We start from the raw sequence: 26748 nt of genomic DNA, 5'->3' as shown, positions 1-26748 counted from the left end.
CGGCTCGGTAGCTCAGTTGGTAGAGCAATGGATTGAAGCTCCATGTGTCGGCGGTTCGATTCCGTCTCGCGCCATTTTTTAATAAGCGGGTGTAGTTTAGTGGTAAAACTACAGCCTTCCAAGCTGTTGTCGCGAGTTCGATTCTCGTCACCCGCTTTTTTAATTATCAACCCAAGTTGGTCTTGGGCGCGTAGCTCAGATGGTTAGAGCGCACGCCTGATAAGCGTGAGGTCGGTGGTTCGATTCCACTCGTGCCCATTTTGGAATATATTGGAGAATTACTCAAGAGGCTGAAGAGGACGGTTTGCTAAATCGTTAGGTCGGGTAACTGGCGCAAGGGTTCGAATCCCTTATTCTCCGTTTGTTTGAGATTTACTTTTTGGAAATCTCTTTTTTTTAATTAATTTGAGGGCCCAATGAAATATAATCGTTTTTCTCGTTTGATTATCATCGTTTCTGTCTTTCTTGTTTTTTCATTTTCAATGCTTTTTTTGACTGTGAATAAGGGTTTTTCTATTCCTGTTATTAATAATATCGTTCATCAGTCCATTAGTTTTATCAGTAGGCCTTTTTCTGTTTCGAATCGATGGATATCATCAAATATTCAATCAGTTTCGGATTTAACAAAAGCTTATCGAGAGAATATTTCTCTTAAAAATAGTTTAAGTGCCTTAGAGAACCAGGAGGCAGAACTAGCAACTTTAAAAAGTGAAAATGAGAACTTGAAGTCAAATTTGGAATTCAAGAAAGGACAACCGACTGTTGACTTTTCCGCTGCAACGGTTATTGATCGGACCTCAAACGCCTGGCTAGATGAATTAACTATTGATATGGGAAGTCAGGAAGATGTGAAAGAAAATGGACTCGTCGTTGCAAACAACGGAGTGATTGGGTATATTGATCAGGTTTTTTCTACTAGTTCTACAGTTCGCTTATTCTCCAATTCTAATCAAACAGGCTTTAAGCTATCAGTAAAACTTTTGTCTAAGGATTCAACAGTTGTTTATGGAATTTTATCAGGATATGATTCGGATTTGAAGGCATTTATTGTTAGTCAACTAAACTCGGATTCCGTACAAGTGGGCAATCAGGTGGTTACAAGCGATTTGGATTCAAAAATAACAGCCAATTTAGCTGTTGGACAAGTCATGAAGGTTGAAAAAAATGCGAATGATATGTCTAGCACCGTCTATGTGAAACCCCAAGCTGATTTATCAACAATTTATTCTGTATTGGTTGTAAAAAAATAGTATGAACAAACGGTATATACGTCTCAGTAGTCTTATCTTTCTTTTTCTTTTATTTATTGGAGATTTGCAAATTTCAACACTTTTGTCGAATATTCTCCCCTTCTTTTTATCTATATCTTGTTTTCAGACGATCCTATTTTTATTGGTTTATTCTCAGATAGATTCCAGTGTCTATACATTCTTTTTAAGTATTTTTATTGGATTTGTGTATGATATCTATTTTTATAATGCCTTAGGTATCGCAGTTTGTTTGTTTCCATTTTTGACCTATTTGATTTATTATTTTTTCCAAGCTATTCGGTATACGAGACTGAGTATGTTAACGGTTTTTATCGTCTTGATTTTCTTATTTGAAATAGTTAGTTACGGTTTGGCTCGTTTATTTGGTTTAACAAATCTATCTGTCATTCTTTTTTCCATAAATCATTTAATCCCAACCTTACTGTTTAATATGATTCTTATTTTGTTTCTTTATCCCTTGATAAAAAGAGGACTGAATCGCTTAAATTAGTAATAAACTTGTAATAATTGCGTAACATTCGTGCGCAATTTTTTTGTTACACTAGAATAGTTAAAAAATTACTAGGAGAGAGTATTCAATGAAGAAAAAATTAGTAGCCTCGCTAATGATTGCGTCTATTATCTTACCGAATGTAGCTGGCGTGATAGTTACGGCTGACGATACAGATACACAGATCCAGCAGAAAGATCAGCAAATTTCTCAAATTCAAAGTCAACAGGACAAAGCACAAGCAGAAGTAGAAGCTTTGCAAAAGAAAGTTGATGCGATTTCAACTCAACAAAAAGAGTTGGAAACTGAAAACGAGAAATTAACAAAAGAATCTAAAGAGCTAGCGAAAGAGATTTCGACCCTTTCAGAAGATATTGTGGCTCGTGATCAAGCATTAGCAGAACAAGCACGTAGTGCACAAACAGATGGAAGTGCAACTAGCTATATTAGCACTATCTTGGATTCAAAGGACATTGTAGATGCTGTATCTCGTGTCAACGCTATGCGTGAAATTGTTTCTGCTAATAATGAAATGCTTGAAAAACAAAAGGCTGACAAGGAAAAATTAGCGAAGAAACAACAAGAGAACCAAGAAGCGATTAATACAGTTTGGAATAACAAAGAAAAATTAGCTGCATCTGCTAAGGAATTGACAACACAACAAGCTGCTTTGAAGGTTGCTCAGTTGAATCTTGAAGCTGAAAAAACAACGGTTCAATCTGAAAAACAAAACTGTTAGAACAAAAAGCGGCAGCAGAAGCTGCAGCTAAAAAGGCTGCTGAAGAACAAGCGGCTTACCAAGCACAACAGCAAAGCTTAGCTGCGAAGCAAAGTCAGGAAGTTGCTTTACCAAGTCAAACAGTGACTCCTACAGCTTCTTCTACAACATCCTCTGCAACAAATACTGCAAGCAACACTTCATCTTCGACAACGACAAGTGCGAATTCATCCTCTTCTCAACAAGCAAAGACTGTAACAAAAACAGTACAAACATCAACTTCTGGGAATACCTATCCAATTGGTGAGTGTACTTGGGGAGTTAAACAGGTTGCTCCTTGGGTTGGAAACTATTGGGGAAATGCGAACCAATGGGGTGCAAGTGCACAAGCTGCTGGTCACACGATTGGATCAACTCCACGAGTTGGAGCCATCGCTGTTTGGCCAAATGATGGTGGAGGATATGGACACGTTGCATATGTAACAGCTGTATCTGGATCCGAAATTCAAGTTATGGAATCAAACTATAACGGAAATCGTTATGTTGGGAACTTCCGTGGTTCATTTAATCCAAATAATCCTATCTGGGGTGGCGGAGTTTACTACATTTATCAATAATCATTAGGACAGGCTATTCTGTCCTTTTTTGATTGAAATAATGGTAAAAAAAGGATAGAATAATAGAGTAGAAAAATTAGGAGGCAATCATGGGTTTTTCTGATTTAAAGCTTTTTGCTCTTTCCTCAAACAGGGAGTTGGCTGAAAAAGTTGCAAATAAGATTGGTCTTTCCTTAGGAAAGTCAACAGTTCGTCAGTTTTCTGACGGTGAAATTCAAGTAAATATTGAAGAATCGATTCGCGGAAGCCATGTCTATATCCTTCAATCGACAAGTTCACCTGTCAATGATAACTTGATGGAAATCTTGATTATGGTAGATGCGCTGAAACGTGCCTCAGCGGCTTCTGTCAATGTTGTAATTCCTTACTATGGATATGCTCGTCAGGACCGTAAAGCTCGTGCACGTGAGCCAATAACGTCTAAACTAGTGGCCAATATGCTTCAAGTTGCTGGTGTGGACCGTGTCTTGACCATTGATTTGCATGCGGCTCAGATTCAAGGCTTCTTTGATATCCCTGTCGATCATTTGATGGGAGCCCCTCTGTTAGCGGATTATTTTGAACGGAGAGGGATGAAAGGAGACGAGTATGTTGTTGTTTCACCGGACCATGGGGGGGTAACGCGAGCTCGTAAATTGGCCCAATTTTTGAAAACTCCAATTGCTATTATCGATAAGCGCCGATCAGTTGATAAGATGAATACCTCTGAAGTTATGAATATCATTGGGAATGTAGAAGGCAAAACCTGCATTCTGATAGATGATATGATCGACACTGCAGGAACAATTTGCCATGCAGCAGATGCTTTGGCAGAGGCTGGAGCTGTAGAAGTTTACGCATCTTGTACTCATCCAGTTTTATCAGGACCTGCAATGGACAATATCCAACAGTCGGCTATTAAGAGTTTGATTGTCTTAGATACAATTGAAATTCCTGAAGACCGTTTGATTGACAAGATAACGCAAATTTCAATTGCAGAATTGTTGGCAGAAGCCATTATCCGAATTCATGAAAAGCGCCCCTTGTCCCCTTTATTTGAATCCTAAGATGGTATATAAGGTATGCTGGAAGCGAGCATGCCTTTTTTATCGTTTTTCAAAATCCTAAAATTATATTATAATGGTAACTATATATTAGATAGGGGAAGTGGGTTCGTATGGATATAAGTCATCGCTTTAACAAACACTTAGATAAAATTAAGATTTCCATGATTCGTGAGTTTGATCAGTCCATTTCGGATATTCCGGGTGTCTTAAAGTTAACCTTGGGGGAGCCAGATTTTTCAACTCCTGAACATGTACAAGAAGCCGCAAAGAAGGCCATTGATGATGGGAAAAGTCATTATACTGGAATGGCAGGTTTACTTGAGTTGCGTCAAGCGACAGCAAGCTTTATGAAGGAAAAGTATCGGGTTTCTTATCAGGCTGAGGATGAAATTTTGGTGACGATTGGGGCAACTGAAGCGCTCTCTGCTTCTCTAATTGCGATTTTAGAGCCTGGAGATACGGTATTGCTACCAGCTCCGGCCTATCCCGGTTACGAGCCGATTGTCAATATGGTGGGGGCTGAAATCATCGAAATTGATACGACGGATAATCAATTTGTGTTGACACCGGAGGCCTTGGAAGAGGGGATTCAAGAAGCGGGCAGTTCGTTGAAGGCGGTCATTTTAAACTATCCTGCCAATCCTACAGGAGTTACCTATTCTCGCGAACAAATTGCGGCATTTGCAAAAGTGATTGAGAAATATCCTATTTTTGTCGTTTCAGATGAAGTATACTCTGAATTAACCTATACAGATGAAGACCATACTTCTATTGCTGAGTTTTTACCAACCCAAACGATTTTGGTCCAAAGTTTGTCGAAGTCTCATGCGATGACTGGATGGCGCTTAGGTTTTATTTTATCCTCAAAGGAAATCATTGCACAAATTGTGAAGAGTCACCAATACCTGGTGACAGCCGCTACAACGCTTGTCCAATATGCTGGTGTGGAGGCCTTGGCCAACGGGAAAGACGATGCACTTCCAATGCGAGAAGAATATCGAGAACGTCGTGATTATATTTTGGAGCAAATGACGAAGTTAGGTTTTTCAATTATTAAACCAGACGGAGCCTTTTACATTTTTGCGAGAATCCCTGAAGGCTACAATCAAAACTCATTTGAATTTTTACAAGATTTTGCACAACAACAAGCTGTTGCCTTTATCCCAGGGGCTGCTTTTGGAAAATACGGTGAGGGCTATGTTCGAGTTTCTTATGCAGCTAGTATGGAAACGATTCAAGAGGCAATGAGAAGACTTGCAGTGTTTATGAGGCGGTAATGGAACGAATCCAGACGAAGGGATTAGTCTTATACAATCGGGATTATCGGGAAGATGATAAATTGGTGAAAATTTTCACTGAGCAGGCTGGAAAGCGAATGTTTTTCGTGAAACATGTGCGCAATTCGCGCTTTCAATCAGGGATTCAGCCCTTGGTCTTGGCGGACTATCAGGTAAAAATTAACAACGAAGGTTTATCCTATATCGACGATATTCAAGTCATCCATACTTTTAAAAACATTAATGATGACCTATTTAAATTGAGTTATGTGAGTTATATCTTGTCATTGGCGGATGCGAGTATACAGGATAAACAGTATGATCCCATGTTGTTTCAGTTTTTAGAGACCTCTTTGAAGTTAATAGAGGATGGTATGGATTATGAAATTGTGACAAATATTGTTGAAATCCAATTATTGCAACGGTTTGGGGTTTCCTTTAATTTTCATGAATGTCTATACTGTCATCGGATTGGACTACCGTTTGACTTATCTTTGAAACTTGGAGGGGTACTTTGTCCGGATCATTATTCGAACGATCCCCATCGTTTACATGTTAATCCCAATATTATCTACCTTTTGGATCGCTTTCAAAATGTATCTGTACAGGAGATAAACGTGATCCAATTGAACCGAGAAGTAAAGCAAGGGTTGAGAAAGACTATTGATCAACTTTATGATGAGTACGTTGGAATCCATTTAAAAGCCAAACAGTTCATTGATAGTTTAGCTGATTGGGGAGGCTTGTTGAAGGAAAAAGGAGAAAAAAATGAAGAAAATCGCAGTTGATGCCATGGGAGGAGACCACGCTCCTCAGGCTATTATTGAAGGAGTGAATCGGGCCATTGCAACCTATTCAGATATTGTCATACGTCTTTATGGTGATGAGGAAAAGATTCGTCCCCTCCTAAAGGATAGCGATCGTGTCGAAATTGTCCATACGACAGAAAAGATTCATTCGGATGATGAACCTGTACGGTCGATACGGAAGAAAAAAGATGCTTCGATGGTGTTAGCAGCCCATGCAGTAAAGGATGGCGAGGTGGATGCCATGCTTTCAGCTGGAAATACAGGAGCCCTTCTTGCAGCAGGCATCTTTATTGTTGGTAGAATCAAAAATATTGAACGTCCAGGATTAATGTCTTCTATTCCAACAGCGAATGGTCTAGGATTTGATATGTTGGATTTGGGAGCAAATGCTGAAAATTCTGCCAAACAGCTTCATCAGTATGCGATTTTAGGATCCTTTTATGCACAACATGTTCGAGGACTTCAGACACCTCGGATTGGGCTCTTAAATAACGGGACAGAAGCCAGTAAAGGAGACCCTATTCGCAAGGCTGCCTATGACCTTTTAAGTAATGATGCTTCCATTCATTTTGTAGGGAATGTAGAAGCGCGGGAGCTCTTAAATGGAGTGGCTGATGTGGTTGTCACGGACGGCTTTACTGGAAATGCGGTTTTAAAGACGATGGAAGGAACGGCTATTTCTTTATTGGGCCAATTAAAAACGGCAATTGAAGGTGGTGGCTTGAGAAGTAAACTGGGCTATTTATTCTTGCGTAAGAGTTTTAGAAGTTTAAAGCAGTCAATGGATTATTCAGAAGCTGGGGGGGCTGTTTTATTTGGTCTTAAAGCGCCTGTCGTGAAAGCACATGGGTCTAGCGATGACTCTGCCATCTTCAATGCCATTCGTCAAGTTCGCTTGATGCTGGAGACGGATGTGGTTCAAAAGTCGGTCGATTATTTTCAAACAGAAGGAGATGAATAATGAAAAGAGAAACTGTATTTGCAAAAATTGAAAAAATATTAAAGGAACTCAAGGGACAGGATTTTGAAGTCACAGGTACCATGTCTATTCTAGATGAGTTGGCGACAGATTCTGTAGAATTAATGGAATTTGTGGTGACTGCTGAAGAGGAATTTAATATTACGATTCCCGATGATGCCATTGATTCTTTTGCGACGTTGCATAATGTTGTGGATTATATTGTCGAAAATAAACAATAAATGGAATGAACCATCAGATTTTTCTGGTGGTTTATTCTTTTTCTGAAAATCAAATGGAAAGTCCAACTATATTGTTCGGAAATTAATGATAATAACAGGGTGTTTATACGAAATTTAATAGAGTTCTCCTTGAGTTAACGAATGTTGTATGATAAAATGAAGTATAAATTCATATAATCCAATAAAGGAATGGTGGACATGATGAAAAAAGCTTTGGTATATTCAGGAAAAGCAAAAGACATTTACACGACGGAAGACAAGGATACGATTATATCCGTTTACAAGGACCAGGCAACTGCATTTAATGGAGTGAAAAAGGAGCAAATCGTAGGCAAGGGTGTGCTCAATAACGCAATTTCTTCTCTGATTTTTGAGCGTTTGAATGCCAATGGCGTGGCGACGCACTTTATTAAAAAGATATCTGACACAGAGCAACTCAATAAAAAAGTTACCATTATCCCATTGGAAGTGGTTCTTCGGAATGTAACAGCAGGGTCTTTCTCAAAACGGTTTGGCGTTGAAGAGGGAATTGATTTAGAGCAGCCGATCGTCGAATTTTACTATAAAAATGATGACCTGGATGATCCCTTTATCAATGATGAGCATGTGAAGTTTTTGGAGATTGCCAATGATGAGCAAATTGCTTATATCAAGGAAGAAACGCGTCGTATCAATGAATTGCTGAAAGAATGGTTTGCGCAAATCGGACTTCGTTTGATTGACTTCAAGCTGGAATTCGGTTTTGACAAGGATGAGAAGATTATCTTGGCAGATGAGTTTTCACCAGATAACTGTCGACTCTGGGATGCGGATGGCCAACATCTGGACAAAGACGTTTTCCGTCGGGGTCTGGGGGAATTGACAGATGTCTATAAGGTTGTTTTAGAAAAATTGCAAAGTTTGAAGTGATCTTTTTGAAACGGGAAAACTTCGTCTTCAATGGCATGTTTGAATAGAGATAAAGGAAATAAAATGGATAAACGTATTTTCGTTGAGAAAAAAGCTGATTTTCGTGTGAAATCTCACTCTTTAGTAAAAGAATTACAGCATAATCTTCAGTTGAGAACCTTGAAGGATCTTCGTATTGTTCAGGTTTACGATGTCTTTGGTTTGCAAGAAGACTTGTTTGCGCGTGCGGAAAAACACATCTTCTCTGAGCAAGTGACGGATACTGTTTTGGACGAGGCTGCGGTTCAGGCTGATCTTGAGAAGTATGCTTTCTTTGCTATCGAAAGTTTGCCTGGTCAATTTGACCAACGTGCCGCCTCTTCACAAGAAGCTTTGCTTTTGCTTGGTAGTTCAAATGATGTAACAGTGAATACAGCGCAATTGTATCTGGTTAATAAGGACATTGCGGTAGATGAGTTAGAGGCGGTTAAAAACTACTTGCTCAACCCAGTGGATTCTCGTTTCAAAGATATCACTGTTGGCATTGCCAAGCAAGATTTTTCTGAGTCTGACAAGACCATTCCAAACTTGGATTTCTTTGAAAGCTATACGGCAGAAGATTTTGCTCGCTACAAGGCCGAGCAAGGGATGGCCATGGAAGTGGATGACCTGCTCTTTATTCAAGATTACTTCAAATCCATTGGACGTGTACCAACTGAGACGGAATTGAAGGTGTTGGATACTTATTGGTCCGACCACTGCCGTCACACAACTTTCGAAACTGAGTTGAAAACCATCGACTTCTCAGCTTCTAAATTTGAAAAACAATTGCAAGCGACTTATGACAAATATATTGCCATGCGTGATGAGTTGGGACGTACAGAAAAGCCTCAAACCTTGATGGATATGGCGACTATTTTTGGGCGTTATGAGCGTGCCAATGGTCGTTTGGATGACATGGAAGTGTCTGATGAAATTAATGCCTGCTCAGTTGAGATTGAAGTGGATGTAAACGGGGTCAAAGAACCATGGCTTCTCATGTTCAAGAATGAAACCCACAACCACCCAACGGAGATTGAACCATTTGGTGGAGCGGCTACTTGTATCGGTGGTGCCATTCGTGACCCATTGTCAGGGCGTTCCTACGTTTACCAAGCCATGCGTATCTCAGGTGCTGGTGATATTACAATACCAATTGCCGAAACTCGTGCTGGTAAATTGCCACAACAAGTGATTTCTAAAACGGCGGCTCACGGTTATTCTTCATACGGTAACCAAATTGGTTTGGCAACAACTTATGTTCGTGAATACTTCCACCCAGGCTTTGTGGCCAAACGGATGGAGCTAGGTGCCGTTGTTGGTGCAGCGCCTAAGGAAAATGTGGTCCGTGAGAAACCTGAAGCAGGTGATGTGATTATCTTGCTTGGTGGGAAAACGGGACGTGACGGTGTCGGTGGTGCGACAGGTTCTTCTAAAGTTCAAACGGTTGAATCTGTTGAAACAGCTGGTGCTGAGGTTCAAAAAGGGAATGCTATCGAAGAACGCAAGATTCAACGTCTTTTCCGCAATGGGGATGTGACCCGTCTCATCAAGAAATCAAATGACTTTGGTGCTGGTGGCGTCTGTGTAGCGATCGGTGAATTGGCAGATGGTCTTGAAATTGATCTAGACAAAGTGCCATTGAAATACCAAGGTTTGAACGGGACAGAAATTGCCATCTCCGAATCTCAAGAACGGATGGCGGTTGTCGTTCGTCCAGAAGATGTAGAGGCTTTCGTTGCAGCATGTCACAAAGAAAATATTGATGCTGTCGTCGTTGCGACAGTGACTGAAAAACCAAATCTTGTCATGCACTGGAATGGTGAAACCATCGTTGATTTGGAACGTTCTTTCCTGGATACAAACGGTGTGCGTGTGGTTGTCGATGCTAAGGTGGTTGACAAGGATGTCAAGCTTCCAGAAGAACGTCAAACATCTGCTGCAACCCTTGAAGCGGATACGCTTGAAGTCTTGGCTGACCTGAACCATGCCAGCCAAAAAGGGTTACAAACTATCTTTGATAGTTCCGTTGGTCGTTCAACAGTCAATCACCCACTCGGTGGTCGCTACCAAATCACACCAACTGAAGCTTCTGTACAGAAATTGCCAGTCCAACATGGCGTGACAACAACTGCTTCTGTTATGGCGCAAGGATTTAACCCTTATATTGCTGAATGGTCTCCTTATCACGGGGCAGCCTATGCCGTCATCGAAGCAACCGCTCGTTTGGTGGCTACAGGTAGCAACTGGTCTAAGGCTCGTTTCTCTTATCAAGAATACTTCGAGCGTATGGATAAACAAGCAGAGCGTTTTGGTCAACCAGTAGCTGCTCTTCTTGGTTCTATTGAAGCTCAGATTCAACTTGGTTTGCCATCTATCGGTGGGAAAGACTCTATGTCTGGAACCTTTGAAGAATTAACAGTACCACCAACCTTGGTTGCTTTTGGTGTCACAACTGCAGATAGCCGTAAGGTTCTTTCTCCAGAATTCAAAGCTGCGGGTGAAAATATTTACTACATTCCTGGTCAAGCTTTGGCACAAGAAATTGACTTCGATCTTATCAAGTCTAACTTTGCTCAATTTGAAGCGATCCAAGCTGACCATAAAGTCACATCTGCATCAGCTGTCAAATATGGTGGTGTCGTTGAATCTCTTGTCCTTGCTACCTTTGGGAACCATATCGGAGCTAACGTTGAATTAGCTGACCTTGACACTAGCTTGACAGCTCAATTGGGTGGATTCGTCTTCACATCTCCGGAAGAGATTTCAGGTGTTGCCAAGCTTGGACAAACAAGCGTAGACTTTACACTTGTTGTCAATGGTGTAAGGCTTGATGGACACAAACTTGACAGGGCCTTCCAAGGGAAATTGGAAGAGGTTTACCCAACTGAATTTGTACAAGCAACTGAGTTGGAAGAAGTACCTGCAGTGGCATCAGATGCTGTCATCAAGGCCAAAGAAACCGTTGAAACGCCAGTAGTTTACATCCCAGTATTCCCAGGTACTAACTCGGAATACGATTCCGCTAAGGCCTTTGAAAAAGAAGGTGCAAAGGTCAACTTGGTGCCATTTGTCACACTCAACGAAGAAGCGATTGCCAAGTCTGTTGACACTATGGTCGACAACATCGAAAAAGCTAACATCATCTTCTTTGCAGGTGGCTTCTCAGCAGCGGATGAACCAGATGGGTCTGCGAAATTTATCGTGAACATCTTGCTCAATGAAAAAGTACGTGCAGCCATTGATGCCTTCATCGCGCGTGGTGGTTTGATCATTGGTATCTGTAACGGATTCCAAGCCCTTGTTAAATCAGGTCTTCTTCCATACGGTAACTTTGAAGATGCAAGTAGCACGAGTCCAACTCTCTTTTATAATGATGCCAACCAACACGTGGCCAAGATGGTGGAGACACGGATTGCCAATACCAACTCACCATGGCTTGCCGGAGTAGCAGTTGGTGACATCCATGCCATCCCAGTATCGCACGGGGAAGGGAAATTTGTCGTGACAGCTGAGGAATTCGCAGAGCTTCGTGACAATGGTCAAATCTTTAGCCAATATGTGGACTTCGAAGGTAAACCAAGCATCGATTCAAAATACAATCCTAACGGATCTGTGAATGCTATCGAAGGTATCACAAGTAAGAATGGTCAAATCATTGGGAAGATGGGTCATTCCGAACGTTTCGAAGACGGCCTCTTCCAAAATATTCCAGGAAATAAAGACCAACTCCTCTTTGCGTCAGCGGTTCAATACTTTACTGGAAAATAATAGAGCGCCAAGCGCACTCAGTAATGATATTTTTCAATGTAGCAGTAGTTCTAAAGAGCTTGCAAACTTGAGTTCACATTAGTGGAATGAGAGGATAGGAGCAGTTTTTCGTTTGCATAACATTAGGAAAATATCAAAAATAAAAGGTATAAAAAATGACATACGAAGTTAAATCTCTTAATGAAGAATGTGGTGTTTTTGGTATCTGGGGTCACCCGGATGCTGCCAAATTAACTTATTTCGGACTTCACAGTCTCCAACACCGTGGTCAAGAGGGAGCAGGAATTCTCTCAAATGATGCGGGGCAATTGAAGCGTCATCGTGATATGGGACTGCTCTCAGAAGTTTTCCGCAACCCAGCCAACTTGGATAAGTTGACAGGGACAGGTGCGATTGGCCATGTTCGCTATGCAACGGCTGGTGAAGCGTCTGTGGACAATATCCAACCCTTCCTCTTCCGTTTTCATGATACACAATTTGGGCTAGCCCATAATGGGAACTTGACGAACGCGGAAACGCTCAGACGTGAGTTGGAAAGCAATGGAGCCATCTTTAGCTCGACCTCTGACTCAGAAATTTTGGCCCACTTGATTCGTCGGAGTCATAACCCTTCCTTTATGGGGAAGGTCAAAGAAGCCCTAAACACTGTTAAAGGTGGATTTGCTTACCTCCTCATGCTTGAGGACAAGCTTATTGCAGCCTTGGATCCAAATGGCTTTCGTCCTCTGTCGATTGGGAAAATGGTCAACGGTGCCATTGTGGTTTCGTCTGAAACCTGTGCTTTTGAAGTGGTTGGAGCAGAGTGGATTCGCGATGTAAATCCTGGGGAAGTGGTGATCATTGATGATAAGGGCATCACTTACGATACCTATACAACGGACACACAATTAGCTGTTTGTTCAATGGAGTATATCTACTTTGCTCGTCCCGACTCCAATATCCAAGGAGTCAATGTCCATACGGCTCGCAAGCGGATGGGGGCCCAGTTGGCTCGAGAATTTAAGAACCAGGCAGATATTGTCGTTGGTGTGCCTAATTCATCACTTAGTGCAGCTATGGGATTTGCGGAAGAATCCGGTTTACCAAACGAAATGGGCTTGATCAAGAATCAGTATGTCCAACGGACCTTTATCCAACCGACTCAGGAATTGCGGGAGCAAGGGGTTCGGATGAAGCTCTCTGCCGTATCCGGTGTCGTGAAAGGAAAACGTGTGGTTATGATTGACGACTCCATCGTCCGTGGCACCACCTCACGCCGGATCGTTCAACTTTTGCGAGAAGCGGGTGCGGCTGAGGTCCACGTTGCCATCGGTAGCCCAGCCCTGGCCTACCCATGTTTCTACGGAATTGATATTCAGAGCCGCGAAGAGCTAATTGCAGCCAATCATACAGTAGAGGAAACTTGTGAGATTATCGGTGCGGATAGCTTGACCTACTTGTCAATCGATGGCTTGATTGATTCTATTGGAATTGATACAGATGCACCAAACGGTGGTCTTTGTGTGGCTTACTTTGATGGCAAATACCCAACGCCATTGTATGACTACGAAGAACGCTATTTGGAAAGCTTGAATGAGCAGACCTCCTTTTATTAGGAATGTTTACAAGTGAATCTGATCCATCATCAGTAGGATTTAGGAAGAGAAAAAGGAATAAACAAATGACAAATAAAAATGCATACGCTCCACGTCTCACTACTGACTAAAAGCTAAAGCATTTGTCAGTAGACGCTTTGTCCTATGGGACCAAAGCTAGAGACCTGACTAGTATTTTTAGATAAAAAGATGGTTTATCTAAAAATACGTCGCACTCTTTCTCAAAAAAGAAAAGGATTAAAAAATGACAAATAAAAATGCATACGCTCAATCGGGTGTGGATGTTGAAGCGGGTTATGAAGTGGTTGAACGGATCAAAAAACACGTGGCGCGTACGGAGCGTGCCGGTGTTATGGGAGCTCTTGGTGGCTTCGGTGGGATGTTTGACCTGTCAAAAACAGGTGTCAAAGAGCCTGTTTTGATTTCAGGAACAGATGGTGTTGGGACCAAGCTCATGTTGGCCATCAAGTATGACAAACACGACACCATCGGTCAGGACTGTGTGGCCATGTGTGTTAACGACATCATTGCTGCAGGTGCGGAGCCCCTTTACTTCCTTGACTACGTCGCAACTGGTAAAAATGAACCAGCTAAACTAGAACAAGTGGTTGCTGGTGTGGCAGAAGGCTGTGTGCAGGCTGGTGCAGCCCTTATCGGTGGGGAAACAGCTGAAATGCCTGGTATGTACGGTGAAGACGACTATGACTTGGCTGGCTTTGCAGTCGGTGTTGCAGAAAAATCTCAAATCATCGACGGTTCAAAAGTAGCCGAAGACGATGTCCTTCTTGGATTGGCTTCCAGCGGGATTCACTCCAATGGGTACTCCCTTGTTCGTCGTGTCTTTGCTGACTACACAGGGGAAGAAGTTCTCCCAGAACTGGAAGGCAAAAAGCTCAAGGAAGTTCTCCTGGAACCAACGCGTATCTATGTCAAGGCTGTCTTGCCACTTATCAAGGAAGAGTTGGTTAATGGGATTGCCCATATCACTGGTGGTGGTTTTATCGAAAACATTCCTCGTATGTTTGCAGATGACTTGGCTGCTGAAATCGACGAAAGCCAAGTACCTGTTCTTCCTATTTTCAAAGCCCTTGAAAAATATGGGGAAATCAAACATGAAGAAATGTTTGAAATTTTCAACATGGGGATTGGACTCGTACTGGCAGTGAAACCTGAACATGTGGAACGCGTCAAAGCCTTGCTGGATGAACCTGTCTATGAAATCGGTCGGATAGTGAAAAAAGATGGCGCAAGTGTAGTGATTAAATAATGGTGCTATCACCATTTTATACGGAGAAATTGTAGAAAGGAGTGTTTAGTTAGCAAGCCTAACTGAACACGGGACTCATTTTCTAGGAAAAAAGAGAAATCATTTTGTGTGCAAGCACCCAGCAATGATTTCCTATTTTTCTACGAAACTGTTCGGCTAGCCGAAACGTCCCTTTGTATCGAATATGAAAATCGCTGTTTTTGCTTCTGGCAACGGCTCCAACTTCCAAGTGATTGCGGAACAATTTCCAGTAGAATTTGTCTTTTCAGACCATCGTGATGCCTATGTGCTTGAACGTGCTGAAAATCTTGGTGTGGCTAGCCATGCCTTTGAACTCAAGGAATTTGACAATAAAGCCGCCTATGAAGAAGCCATCGTCAAACTCTTGGATGAGCACCAAATCGACTTGGTTTGTTTGGCCGGTTATATGAAAATTGTCGGCCCGACCTTGCTAGCAGCTTATGAGGGTCGTATCATCAATATTCACCCGGCCTATCTCCCAGAGTTTCCAGGTGCCCACGGCATTGAGGACGCTTGGGAGGCAGGTGTTGCCCAATCTGGCGTGACCATTCACTGGGTGGACTCCGGAGTGGATACCGGTAAGGTCATCAAACAAGTCCGCGTCCCACGACTGGCTGATGATACCCTCGATACCTTTGAAACCCGTATCCATGAAGCAGAGTACAAGTTGTATCCAGAGGTGTTGGATAGTTTAGGAGTAGAGAGAAAAATGAAAAAATGGCTAGAATGGCTAGCACTAGCTATCTTGGTAATCCTGTTAAGAATCCTTGTCAGTCATACTGTTCCGGATTTTCCCTATTGGGCACGGTTTTTATTGACAATTGTTCTGGGAGTTGTAGTGATTGTTTCTATTCACCTCATCAGAAAGAAATGGAATAGACCTAGCTAATTTAAAAAACGAAAGGAATTAAAGCCGTCAGGAAAGCTTGAAAAATAGGAAAATAAATCTTAGACGCGATTGTCTATGTTTCATTTCCTTTTTTCATTCTCTTTCTTGTCGGACTTGGTATCTTCATTATGACTAAACGCGCACTGATTAGTGTTTCAGACAAAGCGGGCATTCTTGAATTTGCCCAAGAACTCAAAAAACTCGGTTGGGACATTATCTCGACAGGTGGGACCAAGGTTGCCCTTGACAAGGCTGGGGTGGACACCATTGCCATCGATGATGTGACTGGTTTTCCAGAAATGATGGACGGCCGTGTCAAGACCCTTCACCCCAATATCCACGGAGGTCTCCTCGCTCGTCGTGATCTCGATAGTCACCTAGAGGCTGCTAAGGACAATAATATCGAATTGATCGACCTTGTTGTGGTAAACCTTTACCCCTTCAAGGAAACCATCCTCAAACCAGACGTGACCTATGCGGATGCGGTGGAGAATATCGATATCGGTGGGCCATCCATGCTTCGTTCTGCAGCGAAGAACCACGCTAGCGTGACAGTTGTGGTAGACCCTGCTGACTATGCTGTGGTACTTGAGGAATTGTCAGCAAACGGTGAAACAAGTTACGAAACTCGCCAACGTTTGGCAGCGAAAGTCTTCCGTCACACAGCAGCCTATGATGCTTTGATCGCAGAATACTTCACTGCTCAAGTGGGTGAAGAAAAACCTGAAAAGCTCACTTTGACCTATGACCTCAAGCAACCTATGCGCTATGGGGAAAATCCGCAACAAGATGCAGACTTCTACCAAAAAGCCTTGCCAACGGACTACTCCATCGCGGCAGCTAAACAGTTGAACGGAAAAGAATTGTCCTTCAACAACATCCGTGATGCGGATGCGGCTATCCGAATCATCCGTGACTTCAAAGACCATCCAACAGTTGTGGCTTTGAAACACATGAACCCATGTGGAATTGGTCAAGCCGACGATATCGAAACGGCTTGGGACTATGCTTATGAATCTGACCCAGTCTCCATTTTTGGTGGAATTGTGGTTCTCAACCGTGAGGTAGATGCTTCGACAGCTAAGAAGATGCACGGGGTTTTCCTCGAAATCATCATCGCACCAAGCTACACGGACCAAGCGCTTGAAATCTTGACAACCAAGAAGAAAAACTTGCGCATCCTAGCCTTGCCATTTGACGCGCAAGAGGCCAGCGAAGTGGAAGCAGAATACACGGGTGTTGTTGGTGGTCTTCTGGTTCAAAACCAAGACGTGGTCAAAGAAAGCCCAGCTGACTGGCAAGTGGTGACCAAACGCCAACCAACAGAGACAGAAGCGACAGCCCTTGAGTTTGCTTGGAAAGCCATCAAGTACGTCAAATCAAACGGGATCATTGTGACCAACGACCACATGACACTTGGTGTCGGGCCTGGTCAAACCAACCGTGTGGCTTCAGTCCGCATCGCCATTGACCAAGCCAAAGACCGTTTGGACGGGGCTGTCCTTGCTTCCGATGCCTTCTTCCCATTTGCGGATAACGTAGAAGAAATCGCTAAGGCAGGGATCAAAGCCATCATCCAACCAGGTGGCTCCGTGCGGGACCAAGAGTCTATCGAAGCGGCAGACAAGTATGGCTTGACCATGATTTTCACGGGTGTACGGCATTTTAGACACTAAGAAGAGATTGGGACAAAAAATGTTACTTTTAGAAAATCTCATTGATCAAAACTCTTAAATGTATAGATAAACGAAAAGCGAACAAGCTCGAATTCTGGACGTCAGAAAACTAAGTTTGTTCGCTTTTTACGTTTGAGGGGGACTTTATTCTATTCTTTTATCCTTTTTTGAGAACGGAAGCTGTCACCCAGCTGTTTCGGTTTCCGATTTTTAGTAAGATCCCGTTTGTTGGAGGATCGATGGCTAGTATTTTAAACTGACCTGGTATTGTGAAGTACTCTCCGGGATAGAGGACTTGATCTCCGCTTCGTTGTCCTGTTGCTGTTGATTCAAAGACGGGACCAGGGTCGATGAGGTTGAGACTAGTGGGGGTACCTCCTGCTAGTGTTGTGCTAGCTATATAGGATCCGGAATAAGATGTCACTTGGAAGCTCTTCGTAAAGGATACGGTATCACCAACCTTTAAGGCAAGACTTTTTATTTCTTGCTTAGTGCCTAGATCTTTAAAATGAATAAAGCCACTAACTTGGCTTTTGTGAATGGTTCGGGAATAATACTTTTCGGGACCTTGGCCTGCATTATAGTTGTACTCTTCCAGTGTCACGTAGTCTCCTTTGACATCGGCAACCCAAGAAACATGGCCAAGAGGGCTCACACCAGGAATTTCTGCTGTAAACCAAGCTACAGCACCGACCGCAGGATTTTTATCCACGAGATACCCATTTGATGTAGCGTATCTTCCCCAAGTAATCGCATTACCATAACCGTAAGGCAGGCTAAACCCATTTGTATGACTTAGTCTCCAAGCTACAAAAGACGTACACTGACGCCAATACATATTCCAAGGATCGACTCCGTTTCCTCCCGTTTTCCACTCTTTTGGGTAATCATCGCCAATCACTTGAGCGTCAGCAGGACGAGTGTGGACAAGGCCCATCCAGCAAGCGATGCCTGTGGTTAGAAATACTAGAAAAATACTTCTCAAATTTTTTATCATATATCACCTCCTCTTTATTAATTCGATAAAAAGGAGGTAAAGAAACGGACAATAGAAGGATATTTATCTGTTGAAGAGTAGTGCATTAGGGGCTCTTTTTTTGATTTCAAACTAGAATATCCTTTCATATCTCCGAACAAATATGTTATACTAGGTATATATAATTCGTGAAAACACTTGTTTTCTAAAAGCGTCGTTATTGGGCAATTGCCCAGTCTTATTTGAGAATGAGGTATCTTTCAAATGAAACTTTTGGTTGTTGGTTCTGGTGGTCGTGAGCATGCGATCGCTAAAAAGTTGTTGGAGTCAAAAAGCGTTGAGCAGGTTTTTGTGGCTCCTGGGAATGACGGGATGCGATTAGATGGTCTGGATTTGATCAACATCGGAATTTCCGAACATTCTAAGCTGATTGACTTTGCAAAAGCCCACGAGCTTGCGTGGACCTTTGTCGGACCAGATGATGCGCTAGCAGCTGGTATTGTGGATGATTTCAATGCGGCTGGACTCAAAGCCTTTGGTCCGACACAGGCGGCTTCTGAGTTGGAGTGGTCTAAGGATTTTGCTAAGGAAATCATGGTCAAATATGATGTTCCGACAGCAGCCTATGGAACCTTTTCAGATTTTGAGGAGGCCAAGGCCTACATTGAAGAAAAAGGCGCTCCCATCGTTGTCAAGGCAGACGGCTTGGCTCTTGGGAAAGGGGTTGTCGTAGCAGAAACTGTTGAGCAGGCGGTCGAAGCTGCTCATGAGATGCTGTTGGACAATAAATTCGGTGATTCAGGTGCGCGTGTGGTCATCGAGGAATTCCTGGATGGGGAAGAATTCTCTCTCTTTGCCTTTGTCAATGGCGACAAGTTCTACATCATGCCAACGGCTCAGGACCACAAACGGGCCTATGATGGCGACAAGGGACCAAACACCGGTGGGATGGGTGCTTATGCACCAGTGCCACACTTGCCACAGAGCGTGGTGGACACAGCGGTTGACACTATTGTCAAGCCAGTCCTTGAGGGCATGATCAAGGAAGGCCGTCCTTACACGGGTGTCCTTTATGCGGGGCTTATCTTGACAGCTGATGGCCCTAAAGTCATCGAGTTTAACGCTCGCTTTGGCGACCCTGAAACGCAAATCATCTTGCCACGCTTGACCTCTGACTTTGCACAAAATATTACAGACATTTTAGATGGCAAAGAACCAGCCATCACTTGGACGGACAAGGGTGTGACGCTTGGGGTGGTTGTAGCCTCAAACGGTTACCCGCTCGCTTATGAGAAGGGTGTCAAACTTCCAGCCAAAACGGATGGTGACATCATCACCTACTATGCCGGTGCTAAATTCGCTGAAAATGGCCAAGACCTCCTCTCAAACGGCGGACGCGTCTACATGCTGGTCACCACAGCCGACACCGTCAAAGATGGCCAAAACATCATCTACAAGGAACTCAACAACCAAAACACAGAAGGCCTCTTCTACCGAAAGGATATCGGTAGCAAGGCTAACAAATAAAACTCTTCGAAAACCTTCGATTGACTGTGTTAAAGCTCCTTGATGAACTTTAGTTCTATCTTCGTCGCTTTGCCTTGTCACTCTATGATTTTCTTCGAGTTTTCGAATATCAATGCTATTTTAGGCGACGAAGTCGCCAATCTGATAATGGTCGCTTGATTTGCGAGCGTTAGCGAGCTAATGAGCGACAATCACCACTGTTGTGAAAAAACGATTGGCTAATAAGCCAATCGTTTAGGGAAATCGGAAGACTTAAGGCTTCCGATTTAGGCATGAGACACCTTTGGTGGCTGCTGCCGTCCCTCACAACCTAAGGTGATTGTCAAAAAAGGAAGAAAAAGGAGAAAAAATGAAACCAGTAATTTCCATCATCATGGGCTCAAAATCCGACTGGGCAACCATGCAAAAAACCGCTGAAGTCCTCGACAACTTCGGCGTCGCTTACGAAAAGAAAGTTATTTCCGCGCACCGGACGCCTGACCTCATGTTCAGACATGCAGAAGAAGCACGTAGCCGTGGCATCAAGGTCATCATCGCAGGTGCGGGTGGCGCAGCTCACTTGCCAGGGATGGTTGCTGCTAAAACGACCCTTCCAGTCATCGGGGTACCCGTCAAGTCTCGTGCTCTTAGCGGTGTGGATTCACTTTATTCCATCGTTCAGATGCCAGGTGGGGTACCAGTCGCAACCATGGCGATCGGTGAAGCAGGTGCGACTAACGCAGCCCTCTTTGCCCTCCGTCTTCTTTCAGTAGAGGACCAGGCTATTGCGACAGCGTTAGCGGATTTCGCAGAAGAACAAGGAAAAATCGCAGAGGAGTCTACAAATGAGCTCAACTAAAACCATTGGCATCATTGGTGGTGGCCAGCTGGGTCAGATGATGGCGATCTCAGCTATCTACATGGGGCACAAGGTTATCGCCTTGGACCCAGCAGCGGATTGCCCAGCCTCCCGTGTGGCGGAAATCATCGTGGCCCCTTACGACGACGTAGAGGCTCTTCGTCAGTTGGCAGATCGCTGTGATGTTCTCACTTATGAGTTTGAAAATGTCGATGCGGACGGTTTGGATGCTGTTGTCAAAGAAGGTCAGCTCCCACAAGGAACCGACCTGCTCCGCATTTCTCAAAATCGCATCTTTGAGAAGGACTTCCTCTCCAACAAGGCACAAGTCACTGTGGCACCCTACAAGGTTGTGACTTCAAGTCAAGATTTGGCAGATATTGACCTTTCTAAATACTATGTCCTCAAGACTGCGACGGGTGGCTACGATGGGCATGGGCAAAAGGTCATTCGCTCAGAAGCAGATTTGGAAGAGGCAAATTCCCTTGCTAATTCAGCCGAGTGTGTCTTAGAAGAGTTCGTCAACTTTGACCTTGAAATTTCAGTCATCGTGTCTGGGAACGGCAAGGATGTGACAGTTTTCCCCGTTCAGGAAAATATCCACCGCAACAACATTCTTTCAAAAACTATCGTGCCCGCTCGCATTTCTGATCGTCTAGCTGAAAAAGCTAAAGTCATGGCTGTGAAAATCGCGGAGCAACTCAACTTGTCTGGAACGCTTTGTGTGGAAATGTTTGCGACTGCTGATGACATCATCGTCAATGAAATCGCACCACGACCACACAACTCTGGGCACTACTCGATTGAAGCCTGCGACTTTTCACAGTTTGACACCCATATCTTGGGTGTTCTCGGAGCCCCACTCCCAGCCATCCACCTCCATGCGCCAGCTGTCATGCTCAATGTTCTCGGCCAACATGTCGAGGCTGCTGAAGCATATGTCGCAGAAAATCCAAGCGCCCACCTCCACTTATATGGTAAACTAGAAGCGAAGCACAACCGCAAGATGGGGCATGTAACCTTGTTTAGTGATACGCCGGATGAGGTTGAAGAGTTTGGGAAAGGGATTGATTTTTAAGTGAAAATAGCGATTCTAGGACTTGGAGTCATCGGGACTACTTATGCCTACGCCTTTCAAAAAGCAGGCCATCAAGTAAAGCACGTATTGAGAGAGAGTAAGAAAAGCACAGCTCCGAAGGAGTTGTCGGTTGATCTACTAGATGGTCGCTATCATTCCAAGGGTGAGAACAAGCATGATACCTATGAGGTTCATGTGGCGGAAGCTGATTCGGAATATGATTTTATTTTTCTGAGTGTGCGTCATGGGCTTGTCAAAGAAGCTGTGGAAACCTTGCGAAAAAATAATATCAAAGGCACCCTTGTTTTCTTCTGTAATTTCTGGGATACTCGAAAAGAGGTCCAAGAGTGGGCAGGAGATTATGACCATATTTTAGCTTTTCCAACAGCTGGAGGTCACATGCAGGAGGACCATTTGGATGGTGTTTTGTTCGACCATTTAATGCTAGAAGGTGAGCAAAAAACACACATTTCTAACTATGAGGATCTGACGGATTTATTGACTTCTGCAGATTTGAAGTGGGAAGTACCTTATGATATGGTCGAGTGGATTTGGATTCATATGGCGATTAATGCGGGTGTCACTTCGACAGCTGCTCGCTCAGGAAATTTGGAAAACCCAGAAGAATTGGCTCTGAACTTGATGAATAGTTCATCGGAATTGTCATTGGCTATCAAGGCCATTCGAGAAGCTTTGAAAGTCGTAGAAGCGCGTGGCGTGAATTTGAAGCTTTACAAAGCAGAACTATTGCCATACAAAATTCCTGCTTGGATAGCCGGCAAGGCCATGAAAGTCATGTTTGCGAAAAATGAGCTGACCCGCAAAATTATGACCTTGCACAATGATAAACAGGACATCTTCTATTGTTGTCAAAGTGTTTATCAGACTGGTCAGGAGTTAGGTGTGAAGATACCTATTCTGGAAGCAAATATGAAGGGCATTTCGATTTAGGAGGTTTTTATGATTAAACTCATTGTCAACGCATTTATTGAAAAAGAAAAGACGGGAGCAGTCGTCGAAGTCTTGTATGCGAGTAGCGACCACGAAAAAGTGAAAGCTAAGTATGAAGAGCTAGTTGCACGATATCCTGAAAACTATTTAGCCATCTATGATCTGCCTCTGGATACGGATTTGAATACACTGGATCACTACCCATCTGTGTGGATTGGGAAAGAAGAATTTGAATATATTTAAAAAGAGTTACTCGGATAAATTAAGGATATGGTGAAAATATGAAACATAATACAGAGCTATCAATTAAGCCAATGACTGTAAGTCAGATATTTAATCTATATATTTCAAAAAAATTAGTAGTAAATAGACAGTATCAAAGGAAATTGTGTTGGACAATTGAAGAAAAGCGAAACTTTATAGATACAATTTCTCATGGGTATCCAGTTCCGCTGTTTTTGTTCGCTGTTGATAAAGATGGAAATTATGAAATAATTGATGGCATGCAACGACTAGATGCAATATGTTCCTTAATTGAACAAAAATATGAGTTAAAAGATGGATACTTTAATCTAAAAACAATGCCTGATACTATTTCCTTGTTAGAAAAAAAGAAAATTAAGCAAAAAAATGCCGGTCATCCAGGTATATTGGATTCAGAGGTATGTAGAAATATTGCCAACTACCCATTACCTGTATCTATGTTTAGTTTGGAAAATGATGAGATTGAGGAGGTATTTAAAAGAATAAACTCTACTGGTCGTCATTTATCGAATCAAGAGTTGAGACAAGTGGGTGTTAATACACATTTTGCTGAATTAGTTAGAAGGCTATCTCAGAGAATTAGAGGAGATGATTCAGAATCTATTCTAAAACTGAATGATATGTCAAAAATTAGTTTAAGTAACCACCGTTTACCGTATTCGATTACAATTAATAATACTTTTTGGATACGAAATAAAATCTTTAATAGCTTTGATTTAAGACAATCTAGAGATGAAGAAGTTATTGCAATGATTCTTGTAAATATGTTGTCAGATTCAGAGCGGCCGGTGTTTAATTCAAACATTTTAAATAAGTATTATGGATATAATAAAAACCCATTAGCAGATGATATTCCAGAGGAAGTAAATAAAATTCAAGTAAGTATTGATAGAATTGGTTTAGAAAAAGTCATAGAACACTTTGAAAGAGTACTTTCATGTATTGACGAGATGCTTGCTGCATCAAAATCTTCTTTCAGAGATATAATTAAAGCACCCAAAGGAATTTCTGATATTGGGATTCAATTTGAAATGGTATTCTTGACTATTCATAGGTTGATGGTTTTAGAGTCAAAAAATAAATATGATGCTTATGGGTTGTATAAGTCCCTAAAATCCTACTCTCAATTGGCAAATAAGATTCCTAAAAACCAAATGGAATCAACCTATAAATCAATCTATGGTATTATAGAGTCAAATTTTGAAGCTACTGCAATAAGCGATCCAGCAATTGATGACTGGACGAGGCAAACAGTTACGATTATAAATAAGTCCAGAACAGAGCAAACCTTGTACGATTTTAAAATAGGTTTTTATAATCTTCAAACTAAAACGTTTAGTATAGATAATCTTAATAAGATATTGAAAACTTTGACAGCTATTAACAATGTTAGCCCAAATAAAAAAGGATATGTGATAGTTGGTATTGCAGATTGTGAAAAAGACGCTAAAAAATACACAGATACTTTTGATTTAGATAGTTTTATGCTTGAGGGAGATTTTCCTGTAATAGGGATCGATCATGAGGTGAACATGTCAGGCTGTTCAGTAGATGTTTATACAAAAAAATAAAAGAAAAATAAAAAATTCAAAATTAATTGAAGAAGACTATAAAAAACATATACTTGAAAACATGAGAACTCCCTTACTATACGGACGGCAATTAATTGTATTTGAAACAGATTTTGATGAACCGGTCCAATACGATTCAAAATATTATGAGAGAGAGTTTACTGATGTTGTAGAGATTCCTACCAGTGAAATACGTAAATTATTTAAAAAATTTAAATAATTAAATAAGAAATGAAGGAACAGTATACTTTTGTAGAAAAATACGGGCTACGGACTTCCTTAAAATTTAAACTAGAAAAATGAAAACTAGAAAGGAAAGGACGCCAGGTTCCAATAATTTGAACCCTGATGGAAAGCTTTGAATATAGATAACCCGCCTTGGACTTGGACGTAAACATCCTGCGTTGGGTTCCTAAACTTCAGTCGCTTTCTGGTCGTCCTTGGTATCATAAACAATGATCGAACGTTACTCTCGCCCTGAGATGGCGAACATTTGGACTGAAGAAAACAAATACCGTGCTTGGCTTGAGGTGGAAATCTTGGCTGACGAGGCATGGGCTGAGTTGGGGGAAATCCCTAAGGAAGATGTGGCTTTGATTCGTGAAAAGGCGGACTTTGACATCGACCGGATTTTGGAAATCGAGCAGGAGACTCGTCACGATGTGGTGGCCTTCACACGTGCGGTTTCTGAGACACTTGGTGAAGAACGTAAGTGGGTTCACTATGGTTTGACTTCTACTGACGTTGTCGATACGGCCTATGGGTACCTCTACAAACAAGCCAACGACATCATCCGCAAAGACCTTGAAAACTTCCTCAACATCATTGCGGACAAAGCGCGTGAACACAAGTTCACGATCATGATGGGGCGTACCCACGGTGTGCACGCTGAGCCGACTACTTTTGGTTTGAAATTAGCGACTTGGTACAGCGAAATGAAACGCAACATCGAGCGTTTCGAGCACGCAGCTGCTGGTGTGGAAGCTGGTAAGATTTCTGGTGCGGTTGGGAACTTTGCCAACATCCCACCATTCGTTGAAAAATACGTCTGCGATAAATTGGGTATCCGTGCTCAAGAAATCTCTACACAGGTCCTTCCTCGTGATCTTCATGCGGAGTACTTTGCAGTTCTTGCGAGCATCGCAACTTCTATCGAGCGGATGGCGACTGAGATCCGTGGTCTTCAAAAATCAGAACAACGGGAAGTGGAAGAGTTCTTTGCTAAAGGGCAAAAAGGGTCTTCAGCCATGCCTCACAAACGCAACCCTATCGGTTCTGAAAACATGACCGGTCTGGCGCGTGTCATCCGTGGTCACATGGTGACAGCCTACGAAAACGTCGCTCTTTGGCATGAGCGTGATATTTCCCATTCATCAGCTGAGCGGATTATCACACCAGATACGACCATCTTGATTGACTACATGCTCAATCGTTTTGGAAACATCGTTAAGAACTTGACAGTCTTCCCAGAAAACATGATCCGCAACATGAACTCTACTTTTGGTTTGATCTTCAGCCAACGAGCTATGTTGACCTTGATTGAAAAAGGGATGACCCGTGAGCAAGCTTACGACCTTGTGCAACCAAAGACTGCTGAGTCTTGGGACAACCAAGTGGACTTCAAACCGCTTCTTGAAGCCGATCCAGAAGTAACTTCTCGTCTCACGCAAGAAGAAATCGACGAAATCTTCAACCCAGTTTACTACACCAAACGGGTCGACGAAATCTTCGAACGCATCGGTTTGGGTGACTAATCGTAATGAAAAAGGGAATTTGAAAAATAGACGAAAGAGGCTGGGCAAAAACTGTCCAGCCTTTGATGTTTGATAAGACTAACTGCAAGACGCAGTGGCTGAGTGGGCTCTACTAGGCTGATTTCATCCGCTTTTACAGCCCGACTCAACTGTGCGGAAGAGGGGCGACCAAATCGAATTCTAACGAACGACCGATTTCTGTCCCACTCTCTTTT

At 42.6% G+C, this 26748-nt stretch carries 21 protein-coding genes, 4 tRNA genes and 2 pseudogenes; 26 read left to right on the top strand and 1 reads right to left on the bottom strand.

Going from position 1 to position 26748, the window contains the following annotated elements:
* Position 1: 1 nt before the first annotated feature.
* The 18 genes and pseudogenes from STRDD13_RS08025 (at position 2) to purH (ending at position 17574) form a co-directional block, all read left to right on the top strand.
* Positions 2-74, top strand: a tRNA-Phe gene (locus STRDD13_RS08025).
* Positions 75-85: 11 nt separating this feature from the next.
* Positions 86-156: transfer RNA gene (locus STRDD13_RS08020), tRNA-Gly, on the top strand.
* A gap of 28 nt (positions 157-184) precedes the next feature.
* A tRNA-Ile gene (locus STRDD13_RS08015) sits at positions 185-258 on the top strand.
* A 14-nt stretch (positions 259-272) separates the two neighbouring features.
* Positions 273-360, top strand: a tRNA-Ser gene (locus STRDD13_RS08010).
* A 56-nt stretch (positions 361-416) separates the two neighbouring features.
* Positions 417-1250 (top strand): rod shape-determining protein MreC, encoded by an 834-nt coding sequence (gene mreC / locus STRDD13_RS08005; protein ID WP_067103780.1) that lies wholly within the window; start codon positions 417-419, stop codon positions 1248-1250.
* Between the two features lies 1 nt (position 1251).
* Positions 1252-1761 carry a rod shape-determining protein MreD gene (mreD, locus tag STRDD13_RS09015; RefSeq protein WP_067103778.1) on the top strand — a complete coding sequence of 170 codons (510 nt, stop codon included), beginning with the start codon at positions 1252-1254 and terminating at the stop codon, positions 1759-1761.
* A gap of 88 nt (positions 1762-1849) precedes the next feature.
* Positions 1850-3096: pseudogene (gene pcsB, locus STRDD13_RS07995) on the top strand (peptidoglycan hydrolase PcsB).
* Between the two features lie 89 nt (positions 3097-3185).
* On the top strand, positions 3186-4142 hold the full coding sequence (locus STRDD13_RS07990; RefSeq protein ID WP_067103776.1) for a ribose-phosphate diphosphokinase: 957 nt from the start codon (positions 3186-3188) through the stop codon (positions 4140-4142).
* Positions 4143-4252: 110 nt separating this feature from the next.
* A complete protein-coding gene (locus STRDD13_RS07985) occupies positions 4253-5419 on the top strand; it encodes a pyridoxal phosphate-dependent aminotransferase (RefSeq protein WP_067103774.1) in 1167 nt (388 codons plus the stop codon).
* Positions 5419-6207, top strand: a complete 789-nt coding sequence (gene recO / locus STRDD13_RS07980; RefSeq protein ID WP_067103772.1) for a DNA repair protein RecO — start codon at positions 5419-5421, stop codon at positions 6205-6207. Before STRDD13_RS07985 ends, recO begins: the two co-directional genes overlap by 1 nt.
* Positions 6188-7189, top strand: coding sequence for a phosphate acyltransferase PlsX (plsX, locus tag STRDD13_RS07975; RefSeq protein WP_067103770.1), 1002 nt, complete (start codon positions 6188-6190; stop codon positions 7187-7189). Before recO ends, plsX begins: the two co-directional genes overlap by 20 nt.
* Positions 7189-7428, top strand: a complete 240-nt coding sequence (locus tag STRDD13_RS07970; protein WP_067103768.1) for a phosphopantetheine-binding protein — start codon at positions 7189-7191, stop codon at positions 7426-7428. The genes plsX and STRDD13_RS07970 overlap by 1 nt, the downstream gene beginning before the upstream one ends.
* A gap of 201 nt (positions 7429-7629) precedes the next feature.
* Entirely contained in the window at positions 7630-8337 is a 708-nt protein-coding gene (gene purC / locus STRDD13_RS07965; protein WP_067103782.1) for a phosphoribosylaminoimidazolesuccinocarboxamide synthase, read from the top strand.
* A gap of 63 nt (positions 8338-8400) precedes the next feature.
* Complete coding sequence (locus tag STRDD13_RS07960; RefSeq protein ID WP_067103766.1) at positions 8401-12126, top strand: phosphoribosylformylglycinamidine synthase; 3726 nt, start codon at positions 8401-8403, stop codon at positions 12124-12126.
* Positions 12127-12281: 155 nt separating this feature from the next.
* Positions 12282-13721: an amidophosphoribosyltransferase gene (purF, locus tag STRDD13_RS07955; protein ID WP_067103764.1), complete on the top strand. Its 1440-nt coding sequence runs from the start codon at positions 12282-12284 to the stop codon at positions 13719-13721.
* Positions 13722-13965: 244 nt separating this feature from the next.
* On the top strand, positions 13966-14988 hold the full coding sequence (gene purM, locus STRDD13_RS07950) for a phosphoribosylformylglycinamidine cyclo-ligase (protein ID WP_067103762.1): 1023 nt from the start codon (positions 13966-13968) through the stop codon (positions 14986-14988).
* A gap of 184 nt (positions 14989-15172) precedes the next feature.
* A pseudogene (gene purN, locus STRDD13_RS07945) lies at positions 15173-15718 on the top strand (phosphoribosylglycinamide formyltransferase); the annotation flags it as partial.
* 308 nt (positions 15719-16026) lie between these two features.
* Entirely contained in the window at positions 16027-17574 is a 1548-nt protein-coding gene (gene purH / locus STRDD13_RS07940) for a bifunctional phosphoribosylaminoimidazolecarboxamide formyltransferase/IMP cyclohydrolase (RefSeq protein WP_067103760.1), read from the top strand.
* Positions 17575-17731: 157 nt separating this feature from the next.
* On the opposite strand, the gene STRDD13_RS07935 is transcribed toward purH, so the two are convergent.
* Positions 17732-18511 (bottom strand): CHAP domain-containing protein, encoded by a 780-nt coding sequence (locus STRDD13_RS07935; protein ID WP_443031073.1) that lies wholly within the window; start codon positions 18509-18511, stop codon positions 17732-17734.
* Between the two features lie 303 nt (positions 18512-18814).
* Between STRDD13_RS07935 and purD the strand changes: the two genes are divergently transcribed.
* The 8 genes from purD (at position 18815) to purB (ending at position 26533) form a co-directional block, all read left to right on the top strand.
* On the top strand, positions 18815-20077 hold the full coding sequence (gene purD, locus STRDD13_RS07930) for a phosphoribosylamine--glycine ligase (protein WP_067103756.1): 1263 nt from the start codon (positions 18815-18817) through the stop codon (positions 20075-20077).
* A gap of 349 nt (positions 20078-20426) precedes the next feature.
* The gene (purE, locus tag STRDD13_RS07925) at positions 20427-20915 is read left to right on the top strand and encodes a 5-(carboxyamino)imidazole ribonucleotide mutase (protein WP_067103753.1); all 489 of its coding nucleotides are present in this window, start codon (positions 20427-20429) and stop codon (positions 20913-20915) included.
* Complete coding sequence (gene purK / locus STRDD13_RS07920; RefSeq protein ID WP_067103752.1) at positions 20902-21993, top strand: 5-(carboxyamino)imidazole ribonucleotide synthase; 1092 nt, start codon at positions 20902-20904, stop codon at positions 21991-21993. Before purE ends, purK begins: the two co-directional genes overlap by 14 nt.
* Positions 21994-22944: a ketopantoate reductase family protein gene (locus STRDD13_RS07915; protein ID WP_067103750.1), complete on the top strand. Its 951-nt coding sequence runs from the start codon at positions 21994-21996 to the stop codon at positions 22942-22944.
* A gap of 9 nt (positions 22945-22953) precedes the next feature.
* Complete coding sequence (locus tag STRDD13_RS07910) at positions 22954-23187, top strand: phosphoribosylaminoimidazole carboxylase (protein ID WP_067103748.1); 234 nt, start codon at positions 22954-22956, stop codon at positions 23185-23187.
* 38 nt (positions 23188-23225) lie between these two features.
* Positions 23226-24779, top strand: a complete 1554-nt coding sequence (locus tag STRDD13_RS07905; RefSeq protein ID WP_067103747.1) for a DUF262 domain-containing protein — start codon at positions 23226-23228, stop codon at positions 24777-24779.
* A complete protein-coding gene (locus STRDD13_RS07900; RefSeq protein WP_067103745.1) occupies positions 24760-24999 on the top strand; it encodes a hypothetical protein in 240 nt (79 codons plus the stop codon). Before STRDD13_RS07905 ends, STRDD13_RS07900 begins: the two co-directional genes overlap by 20 nt.
* 235 nt (positions 25000-25234) lie before the next feature.
* On the top strand, positions 25235-26533 hold the full coding sequence (purB, locus tag STRDD13_RS07895; protein ID WP_067103743.1) for an adenylosuccinate lyase: 1299 nt from the start codon (positions 25235-25237) through the stop codon (positions 26531-26533).
* Positions 26534-26748 lie beyond the last annotated feature (215 nt).

Source organism: Streptococcus sp. DD13 (assembly GCF_001578875.1).
Lineage (GTDB): Bacteria > Bacillota > Bacilli > Lactobacillales > Streptococcaceae > Streptococcus.
The sequence above is the reverse complement of the archived record's forward strand: the minus strand, read 5'-3'. Positions and strand labels throughout refer to the sequence as shown.